The organism is Aliidiomarina celeris (genome assembly GCF_003316875.1).
Lineage (GTDB): Bacteria > Pseudomonadota > Gammaproteobacteria > Enterobacterales > Alteromonadaceae > Aliidiomarina > Aliidiomarina celeris.
In genome coordinates this window covers 65933-82384 of the sequence record NZ_QMIL01000002.1, presented here as the reverse complement: position 1 = coordinate 82384, position 16452 = coordinate 65933, and the positions used below count along the sequence as shown (strand labels likewise).

General features: G+C 48.4%; 17 protein-coding genes. 16 read left to right on the top strand and 1 reads right to left on the bottom strand.

The features are described from left to right. Positions 1 to 91: 91 nt before the first annotated feature. The 14 genes from DQW12_RS04620 to DQW12_RS04555 all read left to right on the top strand — a co-directional run bounded on the left by DQW12_RS04620 (position 92) and on the right by DQW12_RS04555 (position 12363). Positions 92 to 541, top strand: a complete 450-nt coding sequence (locus DQW12_RS04620; RefSeq protein WP_113906691.1) for a flavodoxin domain-containing protein — start codon at positions 92 to 94, stop codon at positions 539 to 541. 403 nt (positions 542 to 944) lie between these two features. Then, positions 945 to 2858, top strand: a complete 1914-nt coding sequence (gene mnmG / locus DQW12_RS04615) for a tRNA uridine-5-carboxymethylaminomethyl(34) synthesis enzyme MnmG (protein ID WP_113907210.1) — start codon at positions 945 to 947, stop codon at positions 2856 to 2858. After that, positions 2858 to 3511 (top strand): 16S rRNA (guanine(527)-N(7))-methyltransferase RsmG, encoded by a 654-nt coding sequence (rsmG, locus tag DQW12_RS04610; protein WP_113906690.1) that lies wholly within the window; start codon positions 2858 to 2860, stop codon positions 3509 to 3511. Before mnmG ends, rsmG begins: the two co-directional genes overlap by 1 nt. 34 nt (positions 3512 to 3545) lie before the next feature. Further along, a complete protein-coding gene (locus DQW12_RS04605; RefSeq protein ID WP_113906689.1) occupies positions 3546 to 4328 on the top strand; it encodes a ParA family protein in 783 nt (260 codons plus the stop codon). Positions 4329 to 4339: 11 nt separating this feature from the next. Continuing rightward, positions 4340 to 5254 (top strand): ParB/RepB/Spo0J family partition protein, encoded by a 915-nt coding sequence (locus tag DQW12_RS04600; RefSeq protein ID WP_113906688.1) that lies wholly within the window; start codon positions 4340 to 4342, stop codon positions 5252 to 5254. A 93-nt stretch (positions 5255 to 5347) separates the two neighbouring features. Further along, a complete protein-coding gene (locus DQW12_RS04595) occupies positions 5348 to 5746 on the top strand; it encodes an ATP synthase subunit I (protein WP_113906687.1) in 399 nt (132 codons plus the stop codon). 14 nt (positions 5747 to 5760) lie between these two features. After that, entirely contained in the window at positions 5761 to 6609 is an 849-nt protein-coding gene (gene atpB, locus DQW12_RS04590) for a F0F1 ATP synthase subunit A (RefSeq protein WP_113906686.1), read from the top strand. Positions 6610 to 6698: 89 nt separating this feature from the next. After that, on the top strand, positions 6699 to 6953 hold the full coding sequence (gene atpE / locus DQW12_RS04585) for a F0F1 ATP synthase subunit C (RefSeq protein ID WP_113906685.1): 255 nt from the start codon (positions 6699 to 6701) through the stop codon (positions 6951 to 6953). A gap of 34 nt (positions 6954 to 6987) precedes the next feature. After that, positions 6988 to 7458: a F0F1 ATP synthase subunit B gene (gene atpF, locus DQW12_RS04580; RefSeq protein ID WP_113906684.1), complete on the top strand. Its 471-nt coding sequence runs from the start codon at positions 6988 to 6990 to the stop codon at positions 7456 to 7458. A gap of 17 nt (positions 7459 to 7475) precedes the next feature. Continuing rightward, the gene (gene atpH / locus DQW12_RS04575; RefSeq protein ID WP_113906683.1) at positions 7476 to 8009 is read left to right on the top strand and encodes a F0F1 ATP synthase subunit delta; all 534 of its coding nucleotides are present in this window, start codon (positions 7476 to 7478) and stop codon (positions 8007 to 8009) included. Between the two features lie 14 nt (positions 8010 to 8023). Then, positions 8024 to 9565 carry a F0F1 ATP synthase subunit alpha gene (gene atpA / locus DQW12_RS04570; protein WP_113906682.1) on the top strand — a complete coding sequence of 514 codons (1542 nt, stop codon included), beginning with the start codon at positions 8024 to 8026 and terminating at the stop codon, positions 9563 to 9565. A gap of 56 nt (positions 9566 to 9621) precedes the next feature. Then, entirely contained in the window at positions 9622 to 10482 is an 861-nt protein-coding gene (gene atpG, locus DQW12_RS04565) for a F0F1 ATP synthase subunit gamma (RefSeq protein WP_113906681.1), read from the top strand. Between the two features lie 48 nt (positions 10483 to 10530). Continuing rightward, the gene (atpD, locus tag DQW12_RS04560; RefSeq protein WP_113906680.1) at positions 10531 to 11916 is read left to right on the top strand and encodes a F0F1 ATP synthase subunit beta; all 1386 of its coding nucleotides are present in this window, start codon (positions 10531 to 10533) and stop codon (positions 11914 to 11916) included. An 18-nt stretch (positions 11917 to 11934) separates the two neighbouring features. Further along, positions 11935 to 12363, top strand: a complete 429-nt coding sequence (locus tag DQW12_RS04555; RefSeq protein ID WP_113906679.1) for a F0F1 ATP synthase subunit epsilon — start codon at positions 11935 to 11937, stop codon at positions 12361 to 12363. Between the two features lie 96 nt (positions 12364 to 12459). On the opposite strand, the gene DQW12_RS04550 is transcribed toward DQW12_RS04555, so the two are convergent. After that, positions 12460 to 12999 carry a hypothetical protein gene (locus DQW12_RS04550; protein WP_113906678.1) on the bottom strand — a complete coding sequence of 180 codons (540 nt, stop codon included), beginning with the start codon at positions 12997 to 12999 and terminating at the stop codon, positions 12460 to 12462. Between the two features lie 150 nt (positions 13000 to 13149). Here DQW12_RS04550 and glmU point away from each other — a divergent pair, with 150 nt between their 5' ends. Continuing rightward, complete coding sequence (glmU, locus tag DQW12_RS04545; RefSeq protein ID WP_113906677.1) at positions 13150 to 14535, top strand: bifunctional UDP-N-acetylglucosamine diphosphorylase/glucosamine-1-phosphate N-acetyltransferase GlmU; 1386 nt, start codon at positions 13150 to 13152, stop codon at positions 14533 to 14535. A gap of 17 nt (positions 14536 to 14552) precedes the next feature. After that, complete coding sequence (glmS, locus tag DQW12_RS04540) at positions 14553 to 16382, top strand: glutamine--fructose-6-phosphate transaminase (isomerizing) (RefSeq protein WP_113906676.1); 1830 nt, start codon at positions 14553 to 14555, stop codon at positions 16380 to 16382. Positions 16383 to 16452: the final 70 nt, after the last annotated feature.

Sequence of the window (16452 nt, the reverse complement as noted above, 5' to 3'; positions counted from 1 at the left end):
GCGCATCAATTGAAAAATAGACGCTTGCTATTGCTTTTCATTTCAAATCCACCAAACTGATAACTTTAGTTTAACGAATTGAGGCCTCATTATGGCTAAAACGATCGAAATCTTAGTCGGTACAACCGCTGGAAACACCGAATTCTTAGCTTCCGAACTTGAAAACGAACTCAAACAAACAGGGTTTCAAACTCGCTTTCACGACTTACCGTCGTTGGCAGAAGTAGCACACGACCAACCATGGTTAATTTGCATTGCAACTCATGGTGCGGGTGAATATGCCGAAAGTATCGCCGCATTTATGGAACACTTAGCAACGCAGCAACCAAATTTACACGCTATCCAGTATGCAATTGTGGCCGTGGGCGACTCCAGTTACGACACCTTTTGTAAAGCCGGCACCGACGCTGACACGCTGCTTAAATTTTTAGGCGCCAAACCTGTTACCGAACTACTCACAATCGACATGATGCTCGACCCTGAACCAGAGCGTACTGCAAAAGAATGGCTAAAAAAGTTCACTCAGGTTTTCCACAGCTAAGTTAAGATCATATGCACAGAACGAAGATCCTGTGCATAACCATGGATCTAATCTGTGATCGCACCATAGGACAGATCCGGGGATAACTTTCATTGTGGATAAGCCCTAACTTATACCACTGGTTATGATCACTGATGATCGCCTTTAACTCACAGTTATTGATCGTTTATAAGCTTTTGGTTTTTATTGATTATTTAGACTTTCACACAGAAAAGGGCGGCGCTAATAATAGAACTAATAAGATTTTTTTAAAAAAATATATAAAGAACTATTAGCTTCGTGCCTCGCTAACCGATCACCATTTCTGATCGTAATGATCGTTTATTCTTCACCTCGATCCGAGGTATACTAGCGACCTTATTCACCTTGGTAATTTTGAGTTTCGAACACTATGTCAACCACAATGGCTTCAGACGCTAAATTTGATGTAATTATTATCGGTGGCGGTCACGCTGGCACCGAGGCTGCACTTGCTGCTGCGCGAATGGGCAAACAAACACTTTTGCTCACGCATAACATCGACACTTTAGGTCAAATGTCTTGTAACCCAGCCATTGGCGGCATTGGTAAAGGCCATTTAGTCAAAGAAATTGACGCCCTTGGTGGCATTATGGCGCGTGGCGCTGATCGTGCGGGTATTCAATTTCGTACGTTAAACGGCTCAAAAGGCCCAGCAGTTCGGGCCACCCGAGCACAAGCTGATCGCTCACTTTATCGCAGCTTTATTCGACAAAGTTTGGAACAACAACCGAATTTAAAAATTTTTCAGCAAGCGTGTGACGACCTCATTGTGCACGACGCTGGCACAGGTCCTAAGGTGCAAGGTGTTGTAACCCAAATGGGTTTAAAATTTTTTGCTGAGCGAGTGGTACTTACCGTAGGTACCTTTTTAGGTGGGCAAATTCATATTGGCTTGTCGCAATATCGTGGCGGCCGTGCTGGCGATCCACCCTCTATCGCTTTAGCTGATAGGCTTCGTGCCTTGCCATTACGTGTTGATCGGTTAAAAACCGGTACACCACCACGGATAGACGCGAACACGGTCGATTTTTCAGTGATGCAAGAGCAACCTGGCGACAACCCGCGCCCTATATTTTCTTATGTGGGCAGCCATGCCGATCAGCCGCAGCAAATTAGTTGTTTTATTACCCATACCAATAACCAAACCCACGACATTATTCGCGGTGGGCTTGATCGCTCACCCATGTATTCTGGTGTTATTGAGGGTGTTGGGCCACGTTATTGCCCCTCTATTGAAGACAAAGTAATGCGTTTTGCAGACAAAAGTTCACACCAAATTTTTGTTGAGCCAGAAGGGCTGAACACCTGCGAATTGTATCCAAATGGCATTTCCACCAGCTTACCGTTCGACGTTCAAGTGGAGTTGGTGCGCTCTATACGGGGTTTTGAAAACGCTCATATTACCCGCCCTGGCTATGCCATTGAGTACGACTTTTTCGACCCGCGCGATTTAAAACAATCGTTAGAGTCTAAATTTATTGAAGGCCTCTACTTTGCCGGGCAAATAAATGGCACCACCGGTTATGAAGAAGCCGGCGCTCAAGGGTTAATTGCCGGCATGAACGCCGCCTTAGCGGTCGACAGTATCGACCCTTGGACACCGCGCCGCGATGAAGCATACATGGGCGTGCTAATAGATGATCTAGCAACCTTAGGTACCAAAGAGCCCTACCGCATGTTTACCTCTCGTGCGGAATACCGTTTGTTACTGCGTGAAGACAACGCCGACATTCGGTTAACACAAAAAGGCCGAGAGCTTGGGTTAGTGGACGACCATCGATTTGCGTTGTTCGAAACCAAAATGGAACAAATTGAGCAGGAAAAACAGCGTTTACGCTCAACCTGGGTGCATAAGGATCATGCAGCTGTTGAAACTCTGAATCCATTATTGAAAAGTCCAATAACACGCGAAGCGAATTTAGAAGAATTACTACGCCGGCCAGAAATGACTTACCGCACGCTTACCGATATTGAGGCGTTTGGACCCGGAATTACCGACCAACGCACTGCCGAGCAGGTTGAAGTTCAAATTAAATACGCGGGTTATATTGCTCGCCAACAAGACGAGATAGCGAAAACAATTCGCCACGAAAATACCTTGCTACCGGCTGATTTCGACTACAGCACTATCTCTGGCTTGTCGAATGAAGTTGTCGCCAAGCTAAAGGCACATCGGCCAGAAACCGTCGGCCAGGCTGCACGCATATCTGGAATAACGCCGGCAGCAATTTCAATGTTGTTGGTGCACTTGAAAAAACTTGGTTTATTGCGAAAAACAGAGAGAAAACTAGCCTAATGAAAACGGAATTTCCCGCGCGTGCTCTAGCGGAGCGGCTAAACGCGGCATTGAAGGAGCCGGCGTTAGCTGAGCTGGCAGTTTCCGCAGAGCAACAAAAGCAACTTATTGATTTACTTGGGTTGCTTTATAAATGGAATGGTGCTTATAACCTAACCTCTGTGCGTGACCCGTACGACATGTTTGTACGCCATATTCTCGACAGCATTGCAGTAAGCCCGTACCTACATGGGCAGAATATTATCGACGTGGGGACTGGCCCGGGCTTGCCAGGTTTGCCCTTAGCCATTATTCACCCGGACAAGAATTTTGTTTTACTTGACAGTTTAGGTAAACGAATTAGTTTTATTCGCCAAGCCGCACACCAGCTGGGATTAAAGAACGTAACGGCAGTGCAGTCGCGGGTAGAAGCGTACAAACCTGAACAAGGATTCGACACGGTTTTAAGTCGAGCGTTTGCCTCACTTGCAGACATGCTCAGCTGGTGTCATCATTTGCCTTCTGCGAATGGTCGTTTTGTAGCACTTAAAGGCCAACTAACCGAACAAGAATTGGCCCAAATTCAACCTCCATTCCAACGCATTGGAACTCACGCTCTGGCGATCCCTGGTCTCGAAGCCGCTCGCCATGTTGTTGAAATAATAAAAGAATAATAATTTTAAGCTTTAGCTTTAAAGGTGCGTAACCGTGGGAAAAGTAATTGCCATTGCAAACCAAAAAGGTGGCGTGGGTAAAACCACAACAGCGGTCAATTTAGCCGCTTCGATGGCGGCTACACGTAGAAAAGTGCTGTTAATCGACCTCGATCCGCAAGGAAATGCCACGATGGGCAGTGGTGTCGACAAATATGAAGTTGAAACCAGTATTTACGATCTTTTAATCGACCAAAAGCCAGTTGAAGACGTGATTGTTACGGAAACCTCGGGGAAATATCATCTTATTGCGGCAAATGCCGACGTAACGGCAGCTGAAATCAAGCTTATGGAAGTTTTTGCGCGCGAAACGCGATTACGCCGTGCGCTCGAGCCCATTCGCCATGACTACGACTACATATTTATCGATTGCCCACCGTCGTTAAACTTGCTCACCGTGAATGCAATGGCTGCGGCAGACTCGGTGTTGGTGCCAATGCAATGTGAATATTATGCACTTGAAGGGCTTACGGCACTGATGGACACCATCGAACAGCTTGCGAGTGTGGTGAATCCTGATTTAGCCATCGAAGGCTTGTTGCGAACCATGTATGATCCACGTAACCGATTGGCCAACGACGTGTCTGAACAATTAAAAAATCATTTTGGCGATAAAGTGTACCGTACCGTAATTCCACGTAACGTGCGGTTAGCAGAAGCCCCCAGTTTTGGCGCTCCAGCCATGTATTATGACAAAGGCTCTAGCGGCAGTCGGGCCTATTTGGCGTTAGCCGGCGAAGTGATTCGGCGCGACGAAACAACCCGTAAAGCATCGTAAAAGGTATTTTCATGACGGCTAAAAAAAGAGGTTTAGGGCGCGGCTTAGACGCTTTGTTGGCAACAAGTGCGAATGCAGCAGCGCGTTCTGAAGCACAGAACGCCGATAGCCTCAGCTCACAAGAGAAAAACACTGGCGAGCAGCAACCCCAGGAAAAGAGTGAATTACGCAAGTTACCGGTGGAATTTCTAAAGCCGGGCAAATATCAACCGCGTAAAGACATGTCACCGACCGCCCTTGAGGAGCTCGCCAATTCCATAAAGTCACAGGGCATTATTCAACCTATTGTGGTGCGTCAGGTTGCTACCGACCAATATGAAATTATTGCTGGTGAACGGCGTTGGCGGGCAGCGCAGTTGGCGCAAATTGATCGGGTGCCCTGTTTGGTAAAAGACATACCCGACGAAGCTGCCATTGCCATGGCGTTAATTGAAAATATTCAACGTGAAGATTTAAGTGCTTTAGAAGAAGCAGTGGCCTTGCAGCGGCTGATTGATGAATTTGAAATGACGCACCAAGCGGTCGCCGAAGCCGTGGGTAAGTCGCGTACAACCATTACAAATTTATTGCGTATTTTACAGCTCAATAACGACGTGAAAACGCACCTTGAGCGTGGCGATATTGAATTGGGCCACGGTAAAGTATTGCTCGCTGTGCAAGGTGATCTACAAAGCGAATTAGCGCGCACTATAGTGGCCAAAGGCTTAACTGTGCGGGAGTCGGAAAAACTGGTCAATCGGGCCTTGAATCCTGTTGAGCAAGAACCGAAAACACCAGACCCAGACGTACAACAGCTTGAACAGCGTTTAACCGACACGCTCGGCGCAAAAGTGAGTATTAGTCATAATCGTAAAGGGCGCGGTAAGTTGGTAATCAATTACACGAGCCTGGACGAACTCGACGGTATTTTGAATCACATAAAATAACGCTATAGCATAAGCTATAGTGAAGCGGCTTTGGTTGCATTTTAATGGCAAAACTTTATAATCGGCGCAGTTTTGATAAGGCATAGCCGAACCATGACATCACATGCAAATAATGCCCTAACCGCTGGCGGTAAACGTTTAGCGTTCCGGATGTTACGTTTTCAGGCCCTAATTGCCTCTTTATTGGTAGTCGTATTTACCGTGTTATACGGTAGCCAAGGAACCCTTACCGCGCTTGCGGGAGCAATGACCAGCTTGGTTCCCAGCACAGTTTTCGCTTTGTATGCCTTTCGTTTTGGAGGCGCACGAGCAGCATCACAAGTGGTGCAGAGTTTTTACGCCGGTGAAGCACTCAAAATGGTGCTCACGGTAGTATTGTTCGCTACATCTTTTTTATTGTTAAACGGCCCGTGGTTACCTCTCTTTGCTGTTTATATTGTAGTGATTTTACTGCCTTGGCTGGCTCCAGTTTTAAATCTGAAAATTAACTAACTTGGGTACTAAAAATGGCTGCAGAAGGAAAGATGACGCCAACTGAGTACATTAACCACCACTTAACGAATGCAAGTGTCGGCGAAGGTTTCTGGACCTGGCACGTAGATACGTTAGGTATTGGTATTGTCTTAGGGGCTTTTTTCATTTGGCTTTTCGCGCGTGTGGGCCGCAAGGCTACCGTTGGCGTTCCAGGAAAGCTGCAATGTTTTATAGAAATGGTGGTTGGTTTCGTTGCCAATACGGTTAACGAATCATTTCATGCCAAGAGCAAGCTTATTGCTCCACTCGCCCTCACCATCTTCGTTTGGGTGTTCTTAATGAACCTCATGAAGCTCATTCCGGTTGACTGGGTACCTACTTTCTTCGGTTCTTTAGGTGTGTTGTTTGCCGGCGACCTTGCAAAAGGTTACGTAAGCGCAGACGCCGGCTTCCTTGAGCGCGTTATGGATCATCCATGGAGCTACATGAAAGCTGCACCAACTACAGACTTAAACACCACGTTAGCACTAGCGCTCGGTGTGTTTGTGTTGATTATTTACTATTCGATCAAACATAAAGGTGTGGGTGGTTTCGTAAAAGAAATGACCATGAACCCTTTTAATCACTGGTCTATGATTCCGTTTAACTTGGTATTAGAAACCGTCACCTTACTTGCGAAGCCGTTAAGCTTGTCACTTCGTTTGTTCGGTAACCTTTATGCCGGTGAACTTATCTTTATCTTGATCGCCATGGTTGGTCTTTGGCAGTTACCCATGCACTTTGCATGGGCAGTGTTCCATATTCTGGTAATTGTGTTGCAAGCGTTTATCTTCATGATGCTTACAATTGTGTACCTGAGTATGGCGAGTGAAAAACACTAAAGCATTCGGAGCAGGCAAGCCTGCTCCAAAAACTGAGTTTTAATTTGTATTAACTTTAACTTTAACTATCTGAAAAACTGGAGATAACAATGGAACTAGTCGTTTCTTACACAATCCTAGCTGTAGCAATCATTATTGGTTTAGCAGCAGTTGGTACTGCGATCGGCTTCGGTCTTATGGGCGGTAAATTCTTAGAAGCTACTGCACGTCAGCCTGAACTTGCTTCTCAGCTACAAACCAAAATGTTCATCATGGCAGGTCTTACTGACGCTATCGCGATGATCGGTGTTGGTATTTCTTTGTTCTTCGTATTTGCAAACCCATTCGTAGGTTTACTGGGCTAAGCATCGACGGTCACCAACTTAGAGGAGAACCGTTGTGAATATCACAGTGACTCTGATTGGTCAGTCCATCGCGTTTGTGGTCTTCGTACTTTTCTGTATGAAGTTCGTTTGGCCACCCCTGATTAACGCCATAGAACAACGTCAGAAAATTATTGCTGACGGCTTGGCAGCTTCAGAACGCGCTGAGAAAGACTTAGAAAACGCTCGTGCTACCGCCGATGAGGAACTTAAAGCTGCAAAAGTTCAAGCAGCTGAACTAATTGACCAAGCGAAAAAACGCGCTGCGGTATTAGTTGAAGAGGAAACTCAACGCGGCCACGCCGAGCGAGAAAAAATTATCGCTTCCGGTTATGCAGAAGTGGAAGCTGAGCGCAATCGCGTTCGTGAGGAACTCCGTAAGCAAGTGGCTGTATTGGCTATTGCAGGCGCCGAGAAAATCATTGAGCGCGAAATTGATGCACAGAAGCAAAGCGACATTGTTGAAAAACTTGTCGCTGAATTGTAATCACGGGGGTTGAGCAAATGTCCGAATATACAACGGTTGCTCGCCCCTATGCTAAAGCAGCTTTTGACTTTGCTGTTGAGCAGGGCGCAATTGAGAATTGGCACGAAATGCTGGAGTTCGCTGCACAAGTGGAACAGCAGAGCGACATTCGCTCGTTTTTAAAAGGCGCACTGAATCGCGAGCATTCACTCGAAGTATTTTTGGGTGTGTGCGGCGAACAGCTCAACGAGAACGGCCAAAATTTAATTAAAATTTTGGCTTCTAACGACCGCATTCATGCACTGCCAGAGGTTGCTCGGTTATTTGCCGAGCTTCGCGCAGACTATGAAAAGGAAATTACTGTAGAGGTTACCTCTGCAGTTGAATTGTCTGACGCTCAACAACAGAGCCTCAGCGCAGCGTTAGAAAAACGTCTCGCACGTAAAGTTAAGCTCAATTGCAGTGTAGATGCCGCCACTGTTGGCGGGTTGCTGATCAAGGCCGGTGATTTGGTCATTGACGGTACACTTCGGAGCAAGCTCGCAAGGCTTGCCAATACACTGCAGTCATAATCGGGGACGAGAGCATGCAACTGAATTCAAATGAAATTGCTGAACTGATCAAAAAACGAATTGAGAAGTTCGAAGTGGTCAGTGAAGCTCGTAATGAAGGTACTATCATTGCTGTGACCGACGGTATTATTCGCATTAGCGGATTAGCCGACTGTATGCAGGGTGAGATGATCGAGCTACCTGGCAACCGCTACGCTATTGCGTTGAACCTAGAGCGCGACTCAGTAGGTGCGGTAGTTATGGGTCCATACGCCGACCTACAAGAAGGCGTAAAAGTTAAATCTACTGGGCGTATTCTTGAAGTACCAGTTGGCCGCGCACTTCTAGGCCGCGTGGTGAATACTTTGGGTATGCCAATTGACGGTAAGGGCGCAATCGACGCAGAAGGTTTTGAGCCGGTTGAGAAAATTGCACCGGGCGTAATCGAGCGTCAATCGGTCGACCAACCTGTACAAACAGGTTACAAATCCATCGACTCGATGATTCCAATCGGCCGTGGGCAGCGTGAGTTGATCATCGGCGACCGTCAAACAGGTAAAACGGCAATGGCGGTCGACGCCATTATTAACCAGAAAGGCACCGGCATTAAGTGTGTGTACGTAGCAATTGGTCAGAAAGCTTCTACCATTGCAAACGTAGTACGTAAGCTTGAAGAGCACGGCGCGCTTGAGCACACCATTATTGTAGCGGCATCGGCGTCTGAGTCTGCTGCGCTTCAATATTTGGCGGCCTATTCGGGTTGTACCATGGGTGAGTTCTTCCGCGACCGCGGTGAAGACGCGTTGATTGTATACGATGACTTGTCGAAGCAAGCAGTTGCTTATCGTCAAATTTCATTGTTGCTCCGTCGTCCGCCGGGCCGTGAAGCCTTCCCAGGTGACGTATTCTATTTACATTCTCGCTTGCTAGAACGGGCAGCGCGCGTAAACGCAGACTACGTAGAAAAGTTCACTAACGGTGAAGTGAAAGGTAAAACTGGTTCTTTAACCGCGCTGCCAATCATTGAAACCCAAGCCGGTGACGTTTCTGCGTTCGTACCGACTAACGTAATCTCGATTACCGACGGCCAGATCTTCCTAGAAACTGACTTATTCAACGCGGGTATTCGCCCAGCGGTGAACGCAGGTATTTCGGTATCGCGTGTTGGTGGTGCTGCGCAAACTAAAATCATCAAAAAGCTTGGCGGTGGTATTCGTTTGGCATTGGCTCAGTATCGTGAATTGGCGGCATTCGCTCAGTTCGCTTCTGACCTCGACGAAGCAACCCGTTCACAGCTCGAGCACGGCCAACGTGTTACTGAACTGATGAAGCAGAACCAATATGCGCCAATGAGTGTTGCAGACATGGCAGTGTCTATTTATGCAGCAGAAAAAGGCTTCCTGAAAGGCGTTGAAATTAACAAAATTCAGGACTTTGAAGCAGCATTGCTTTCGTACTTCAAGAGCGAGCACGCTGACCTCATGGCGAAAATTAATGAAACAGGTGATTACAACGACAGTATCGACGCCGAAATTAAAGCCGGTGTAGAGAAGTTCAAGTCAACTCAAAGTTGGTAATTGAACGGGCCGCGGGCAACTGCGGCCTTTTATCGTTGTAACCTAGGAGATTAGTTATGGCCGTTGGAAAAGAGATAAAAACTCAGATCGGGAGTATTAACAATACTCAGAAGATCACCAGCGCAATGGAAATGGTCGCGGCGTCTAAAATGAAAAAGGCGCAGGAGCAGATGGCACGCAGCCGTCCGTACGCAGACTCCATTCGGGAAGTGATCGGCCATATTGCTCAAGGTAACCTCGAGTACCGCCATTCGTGGTTGGAAGAACGCGAGGTGAAACGCGTCGGTTACATCATCGTCTCCACCGACCGCGGCTTATGCGGCGGTTTGAACTCAAACGAATTCCGCAAGGTTGTTCGCGACGTTCAAGAGTGGAAAGAGAAAGGCGTTGATGTCAGCTTCGCTGCCGTGGGCAGTAAAGCGTCAGGCTTTTTTAAGCGGTTAACCGGTAATATCCTGTCACAAGCGTCGGGTTTAGGCGACAAGCCTCAGCTCAACGACTTGATTGGTACAGTTTCGGTCATGCTGAAAGCCTTTGAAGAAGGCAAAGTAGATCGGATTTACTTGGTGTATAACAAGTTTGTGAACACCATGACCCAGGAACCGGTAATTAACCAGCTGTTGCCTTTGCCTAAATCAGAAGCCACGAAGCGCGAGCATCAGTGGGATTATCTGTATGAGCCAGATGCAAAGTCTATTCTAGACATGTTGTTGCGTCGGTTTATCGAAAGCCAAGTGTATCAAGGTGTAGTTGAGAACTTGGCCAGTGAACAGGCCGCCCGAATGGTTGCTATGAAAGCAGCAACCGATAACGCCGGTGAGCTTATTGACGAGTTGCAGTTGGTATACAACAAAGCGCGTCAGGCTGCGATCACCCAAGAAATTTCGGAGATCGTTTCGGGTGCAGGTGCGGTTTAATCGCACTTTGGCAAGGGTCGAAAGATTTTGCAATTTAGAGGATAAGTCATGAGTCAAGGTAAGGTCGTGCAAATCATTGGCGCGGTTGTGGATATCGAATTTCCACAAGACAGCGTTCCAAAGATCTACGACGCACTGCGCGTAACTGAAGGTGATTTAAGCGGATTAACGCTTGAAGTTCAGCAACAGTTAGGTGGCGGCGTGGTTCGTACCATCGCTTTGGGTACCACAGACGGTTTACGTCGTGGCCTGAATGTAGAAAACACTGGCGAACCTATTATGGTTCCCGTTGGTAAAGCAACCCTAGGGCGTATTATGAACGTGCTGGGCGAGCCTATCGACGAAGCAGGCGACATTGGTGAAGAAGAGCGTATGTCTATTCACCGTGAAGCGCCTTCGTATGAAGACCAGTCGAGCTCTATTGAGCTGCTGGAAACCGGCATTAAAGTAATCGACCTCATTTGCCCATTCGCTAAGGGTGGTAAAGTAGGTTTGTTCGGTGGTGCGGGTGTAGGTAAAACCGTAAACATGATGGAGCTTATTCGTAATATCGCGATTGAGCACAGTGGTTACTCTGTATTCGCGGGTGTTGGTGAGCGTACTCGTGAGGGTAACGACTTCTACCATGAAATGAACGACTCGAACGTACTTGATAAAGTAGCGCTCGTGTACGGCCAAATGAACGAGCCACCGGGTAACCGTTTGCGCGTAGCATTAACCGGTTTGACCATCGCGGAAAAATTCCGTGACGAAGGTCGCGACGTTCTGTTCTTCGTAGATAACATCTACCGTTACACCCTAGCCGGTACCGAAGTGTCTGCACTTCTTGGCCGTATGCCTTCAGCGGTAGGTTATCAGCCTACATTGGCAGAAGAAATGGGTGTACTGCAAGAGCGTATTACGTCAACCAAAACAGGTTCAATCACGTCAATCCAAGCGGTATACGTACCTGCGGATGACTTGACTGACCCGTCACCAGCAACCACCTTTGCGCACTTAGACGCAACGGTTGTATTGTCGCGTGACATCGCGTCTTTGGGTATTTACCCTGCGGTTGACCCGCTTGACTCAACGTCGCGTCAGCTCGACCCACAAGTCATTGGTCAAGAGCATTACGACGTAGCGCGTGGCGTGCAAACAGTATTGCAACGCTACAAAGAGTTGAAAGACATTATCGCGATCTTGGGTATGGATGAGCTGTCTGAAGAAGACAAGCAAGTTGTAGCCCGTGCACGTAAGATTCAGCGTTTCTTATCTCAGCCGTTCTTCGTAGCTGAAGTATTTACCGGTTCTCCAGGCAAGTATGTGTCGTTGAAAGACACCATAGCTGGCTTTAAGGGAATTTTAGACGGTGAATACGACAGCATGCCAGAGCAGGCGTTTTACATGGTTGGCACCATCGACGAAGCGATCGAAAAAGCCAACAAAATGTAATCGAACGGGAGGTTTGTAATGGCGGTATCAACAGTACGTCTGGATGTAGTGAGCGCAGAAGACCAACTCTTCTCGGGCTCAGTGCAGTCAATCCAGGTGACCGGTAGCGAAGGTGAACTGGGTATTTTACCGGGCCACACTCCGTTACTCACCGCCTTGAAACCTGGCATGGTTCGCGTGGTTACTGAAGCGGGCGAAGAAGAGCTTTTTTACATCGCAGGTGGTGTAATGGAAGTTCAGCCTGAAGTGGTAACCGTGTTGTCAGACACCGCCGTTCGCGGTGGTGATCTCGACGAGCAAGCTGCACAGCAAGCAATTAAACAAGCTCAAGAAGCATTGGCACATTCGTCGCCGGATATGTCGTATGCGGAAGCAGCCGCTGAACTAGCTCGCGCAATGGCGCAGTTGCGGGTACTCCAGCAACTGAAGAAACGCAAAGGCAAATAACAGGTTCGCAAAGGCGTTTTTATAAAAAAACCCGGCTTTCGCCGGGTTTTTTGTGCGCCATCCTTAGCGCCTGCACATTCAATTTACAACTAAAATTTAGAAGCGGTAGCTAATGCTTAAACCTGCCGTTGCAGCACCGTCGGCTTCGGTACCTTGAAATTTGTAACCACTTCCAGGGCGAGCGGTCACAAATAAGTCAAGCGCAATACGGTCGAAGTTGTAGCCAATGCCGCCAGTAAGTTGCGCGCCAGAGAAGGTTTCATTTAATAAATTGCCCGCTTCCCATTTCTCGCTGAAGAATCCGCCGCCAACGTAAAATTTGAAGCCTTCGGTAGCAAGGTTTTTACCCCAAATAAGGCTCGCATCAAAGTTTGTTACGTCAATAGCGTTTACTTGATCATGTTCCATGGCTGCGTAGTTTGCCATGAGGCCCAAATGGCCAACACCGAGAGTGTTGAATACTGCCGTGGCAGTGAGGCCAATGCCTGAAGCATCGTCTGTACCTTGTGGGAAGTCTACGCTAGTAGCGTATGAGCTTACACCAACACTAAATTTACGCTCCTGAACGTCTGCAAGCGCCGCGCCGCTAATACTAGTAGCAGCTATAATTGCCAAAACAACCAAAGATTTACGCATAATTTCTCCTTATGGTTAAATGCCGTAGAATAGTAGTATTAATTCTTTGAAAAGCCCACAAATAGCGCTATTTAAAGCGTTTCAAGATGTAACAAACACTGCTAAAATGTCTTTTTTTTAACACAAACTAAACGCCCCAAGGATTTGGCTATGAACTCCCCCGCACAGGGTCCTGCTCTCAATGTTGTCATACTCGCCGCCGGTAAAGGCACGCGAATGCGCTCTAATTTACCCAAAGTACTCCATCCGGTTGCCCATAAGCCAATGGTGGCCCATGTAATTGAAACCGCGCAGCAACTTGGCGCCAGCGCAACGCAACTTATTTTTGGCCATGGCGCAGAGCAGCTCAAGCAACGTCTAGCGAGCTACCCAGTAAACTGGATCGAACAAGCGGAGCAGCTTGGCACTGGCCATGCGGTGCAACAAGCCATTCCTGCCATTGCAGATAACGACACCGTACTTATTCTGTATGGCGATGTGCCCTTAACACGCAAAGAAACACTAGAGCGCCTGCTTGCAGCGAAAGGCGACAGCGCCTTAGCCTTGCTGACCGTTACCCTACCCGACCCCAGTGGTTATGGCCGCATTGTTCGCAGCACCGAAGGTAAAGTACTCGGCATAGTGGAACACAAAGACGCAACGCCCGAGCAACACACCATTCAGGAAGTAAACACTGGAATCATGGCGGCCGACGGCAAGGCACTGAAGCGATGGCTTTCTGCATTAAATAACAATAATGCGCAGGGTGAATACTACCTTACCGACATTGTGGCTATGGCAGAACAAGAAGGTGTGGAAATTGCTACTGCACAACCAAGCAGCATTGCCGAGGTAGAAGGTGCGAACAATCGCGTGCAGTTGGCCGCACTAGAGCGCGCCTACCAGCAGCGCCAAGCCGAAGCGTTAATGCTGAACGGCGCCACCCTTATGGACCCTACGCGCATTGATGTTCGTGGTAGCGTTGAAATTGGCAACGACGTAGTGGTAGACGTAAACGTAATTTTTGAAGGCAAGGTCGTGCTGGGTGAAGGCGTTGTAATTGAAGCCAATTGTATTCTTCGTGACTGCACACTTGGCAACGGCGTGCGTATTAAGGCGAACTCAATTATTGAAGGTGCTGTGCTGGCAGAGGGTGCTCAAGCAGGGCCGTTTGCACGGTTGCGGCCCGGTGCTGAATTGGCAAAGAACGCTGCCGTAGGTAACTTTGTTGAAATGAAGAAAAGCTACCTTGGCGAAGGCGCAAAAGCCGGCCATTTAACCTATTTAGGCGACACCACCGTGGGTGCAGGCGCGAACATTGGCGCGGGCACCATTACCTGCAATTACGACGGCGTTAATAAACACCAAACCATTATTGGCGACCACGCTTTTATTGGTTCAAATAGTTCATTGGTTGCCCCCGTTACTATTGGTAACTATGCAACCACAGGCGCTGGCTCAGTAATTACCAGCGCAGTAGAAGATAAAACCCTCGCCGTTGGGCGGGCAAAGCAACGCAATATTCATGGCTGGAAACGGCCCGAAAAAAACAGTTAAGGGAGTACCGAAAGCGTATGTGTGGAATTGTAGGAGCAACTGCTGAGCGCCGCGTTGCGGACATTTTATTGGAAGGATTGCGCCGGTTGGAATACCGCGGTTATGACTCGGCGGGCATTGCGGTGTTAAACGACAAGGGTCTCGAGCAGTTACGCCGTGTGGGTAAAGTTCAAGAGCTTACACAAGCGCAAGCCGAAACCGGCATTAATGGTTTTGCCGGCATAGCGCACACGCGCTGGGCAACCCACGGTGGCGTGACCGAAGCCAACGCCCACCCGCATTTAAGCTCGAACCGCATTGCGGTAGTGCACAACGGTATTATTGAAAACCATGAAAGCTTGCGTAAAGAACTGCAAGGGCTCGGTTACACCTTTAATTCCGACACCGACACCGAAGTAATTTGCCATTTGGTTCATGAAGAACTGAAAACTCAAGGCAACTTGTTGAACGCGGTAAAGGCCGCAGTGAAAAAGCTGGAAGGTGCTTACGGTACGGTGATCATGGACCAACAAGATCCGGGTCATTTAGTGGTAGCTCGTTCAGGCAGCCCCTTAGTAATTGGCTTAGGTATTGGTGAAAACTTTATTGCGTCTGACCAACTTGCCCTGCTACCTGTAACACGCAACTTTATTTATCTTGAAGAAGGCGATGTGGCGTCGGTAACGCGAGAAGCTGTGACCATTTTCGACCACACTGGCGCGCAAGTAGAGCGCGAAGCTATTGTGTCTGAATTACAGTACGACGCTGGCGGAAAAGGTGAGTATCGCCACTTCATGCTCAAAGAAATTCACGAGCAGCCAATCGCTGTGCGTAATACTCTTGAAGGCCGCGTAAATGGCGACAAAATTGCCCTCGACGCCTTTGGTGAAGACGCCGAAGCCATTTTCCGTGATATTCGCCATGTGCAAATTGTGGCCTGCGGTACCAGTTACCACGCCGGTATGGTGGCGCGTTATTGGCTGGAGGAATATGCGGGTGTGTCTTGTAATGTGGAAATAGCCTCTGAGTTCCGTTACCGCAAGTCACATGTGTTTCCCGGCAGCCTACTCGTCACCATTTCTCAGTCGGGCGAAACCGCTGACACCTTGGCGGCGTTACGTCTTGCGAAAACACTCGGCTACCGCTCTACGCTAACGGTATGTAACGTGGCCAGCTCCTCCATGGTGCGCGAATCAGACTTAGCATTCCTCACGAAAGCCGGCGCAGAAATTGGTGTAGCGTCTACCAAAGCGTTCACCACCCAGCTTGCCGGCTTGCTTATGCTCGTAGCCGCGTTAGGCAAGGCAAACGGCGTAGACGCCGCAGTAGAAGCCCGCATTGCCCGTGCACTCGCGTCTTTGCCCAGCAAGCTCGAAGAAGCATTGGCCATTACCCAGGAAATTGAAGAGCTCGCGGAAGAGTTTGCCGATAAAGATCACAGCTTGTTCTTGGGTCGTGGCGATCAATACCCTATCGCTATGGAAGGAGCGCTCAAGCTCAAGGAAATCAGCTACATTCATGCTGAAGCCTACGCTGCGGGTGAACTCAAGCATGGACCATTAGCGCTTATCGACGCCTACATGCCCGTAATTGTGGTAGCGCCGAATAACGAATTACTTGAAAAGCTGAAATCTAACGTAGAAGAAGTGCGCGCCCGTGGCGGTATTATGTATGTGTTCGCCGACCGCGACGCACACTTCGAAAGCGACGACACCATGCACGTGATCAACATTGCGCACGTAGACGAAATCATCGCCCCCATACTCTACACCCTGCCTTTGCAGCTATTGAGCTACTACGTTGCTATCATCAAAGGCACCGACGTAGACCAACCGCGCAATTTAGCTAAGAGTGTAACCGTAGAGTAGGCGCCCACCGGTAAGCGCGGCACTGCCGCGCACTGTATCAGCTAAAAAATCCCCTGCGCGAATCCTGAGG

Excerpts from the sequence above, each read along its gene's own strand:
- atpB (WP_113906686.1), top strand. The coding sequence starts at position 5,761 with ATGGCTGCAGAAGGAAAGATGACGCCAACTGAGTACATTAACCACCAC.
- atpD (WP_113906680.1), top strand. The coding sequence starts at position 10,531 with ATGAGTCAAGGTAAGGTCGTGCAAATCATTGGCGCGGTTGTGGATATC.
- DQW12_RS04555 (WP_113906679.1), top strand. The coding sequence starts at position 11,935 with ATGGCGGTATCAACAGTACGTCTGGATGTAGTGAGCGCAGAAGACCAA.
- rsmG (WP_113906690.1), top strand. The coding sequence starts at position 2,858 with ATGAAAACGGAATTTCCCGCGCGTGCTCTAGCGGAGCGGCTAAACGCG.
- DQW12_RS04620 (WP_113906691.1), top strand. The coding sequence starts at position 92 with ATGGCTAAAACGATCGAAATCTTAGTCGGTACAACCGCTGGAAACACC.
- atpA (WP_113906682.1), top strand. The coding sequence starts at position 8,024 with ATGCAACTGAATTCAAATGAAATTGCTGAACTGATCAAAAAACGAATT.
- DQW12_RS04600 (WP_113906688.1), top strand. The coding sequence starts at position 4,340 with ATGACGGCTAAAAAAAGAGGTTTAGGGCGCGGCTTAGACGCTTTGTTG.
- atpG (WP_113906681.1), top strand. The coding sequence starts at position 9,622 with ATGGCCGTTGGAAAAGAGATAAAAACTCAGATCGGGAGTATTAACAAT.
- DQW12_RS04595 (WP_113906687.1), top strand. The coding sequence starts at position 5,348 with ATGACATCACATGCAAATAATGCCCTAACCGCTGGCGGTAAACGTTTA.
- DQW12_RS04550 (WP_113906678.1), bottom strand. The coding sequence starts at position 12,999 with ATGCGTAAATCTTTGGTTGTTTTGGCAATTATAGCTGCTACTAGTATT.
- atpH (WP_113906683.1), top strand. The coding sequence starts at position 7,476 with ATGTCCGAATATACAACGGTTGCTCGCCCCTATGCTAAAGCAGCTTTT.
- glmS (WP_113906676.1), top strand. The coding sequence starts at position 14,553 with ATGTGTGGAATTGTAGGAGCAACTGCTGAGCGCCGCGTTGCGGACATT.
- atpE (WP_113906685.1), top strand. The coding sequence starts at position 6,699 with ATGGAACTAGTCGTTTCTTACACAATCCTAGCTGTAGCAATCATTATT.
- mnmG (WP_113907210.1), top strand. The coding sequence starts at position 945 with ATGGCTTCAGACGCTAAATTTGATGTAATTATTATCGGTGGCGGTCAC.
- glmU (WP_113906677.1), top strand. The coding sequence starts at position 13,150 with ATGAACTCCCCCGCACAGGGTCCTGCTCTCAATGTTGTCATACTCGCC.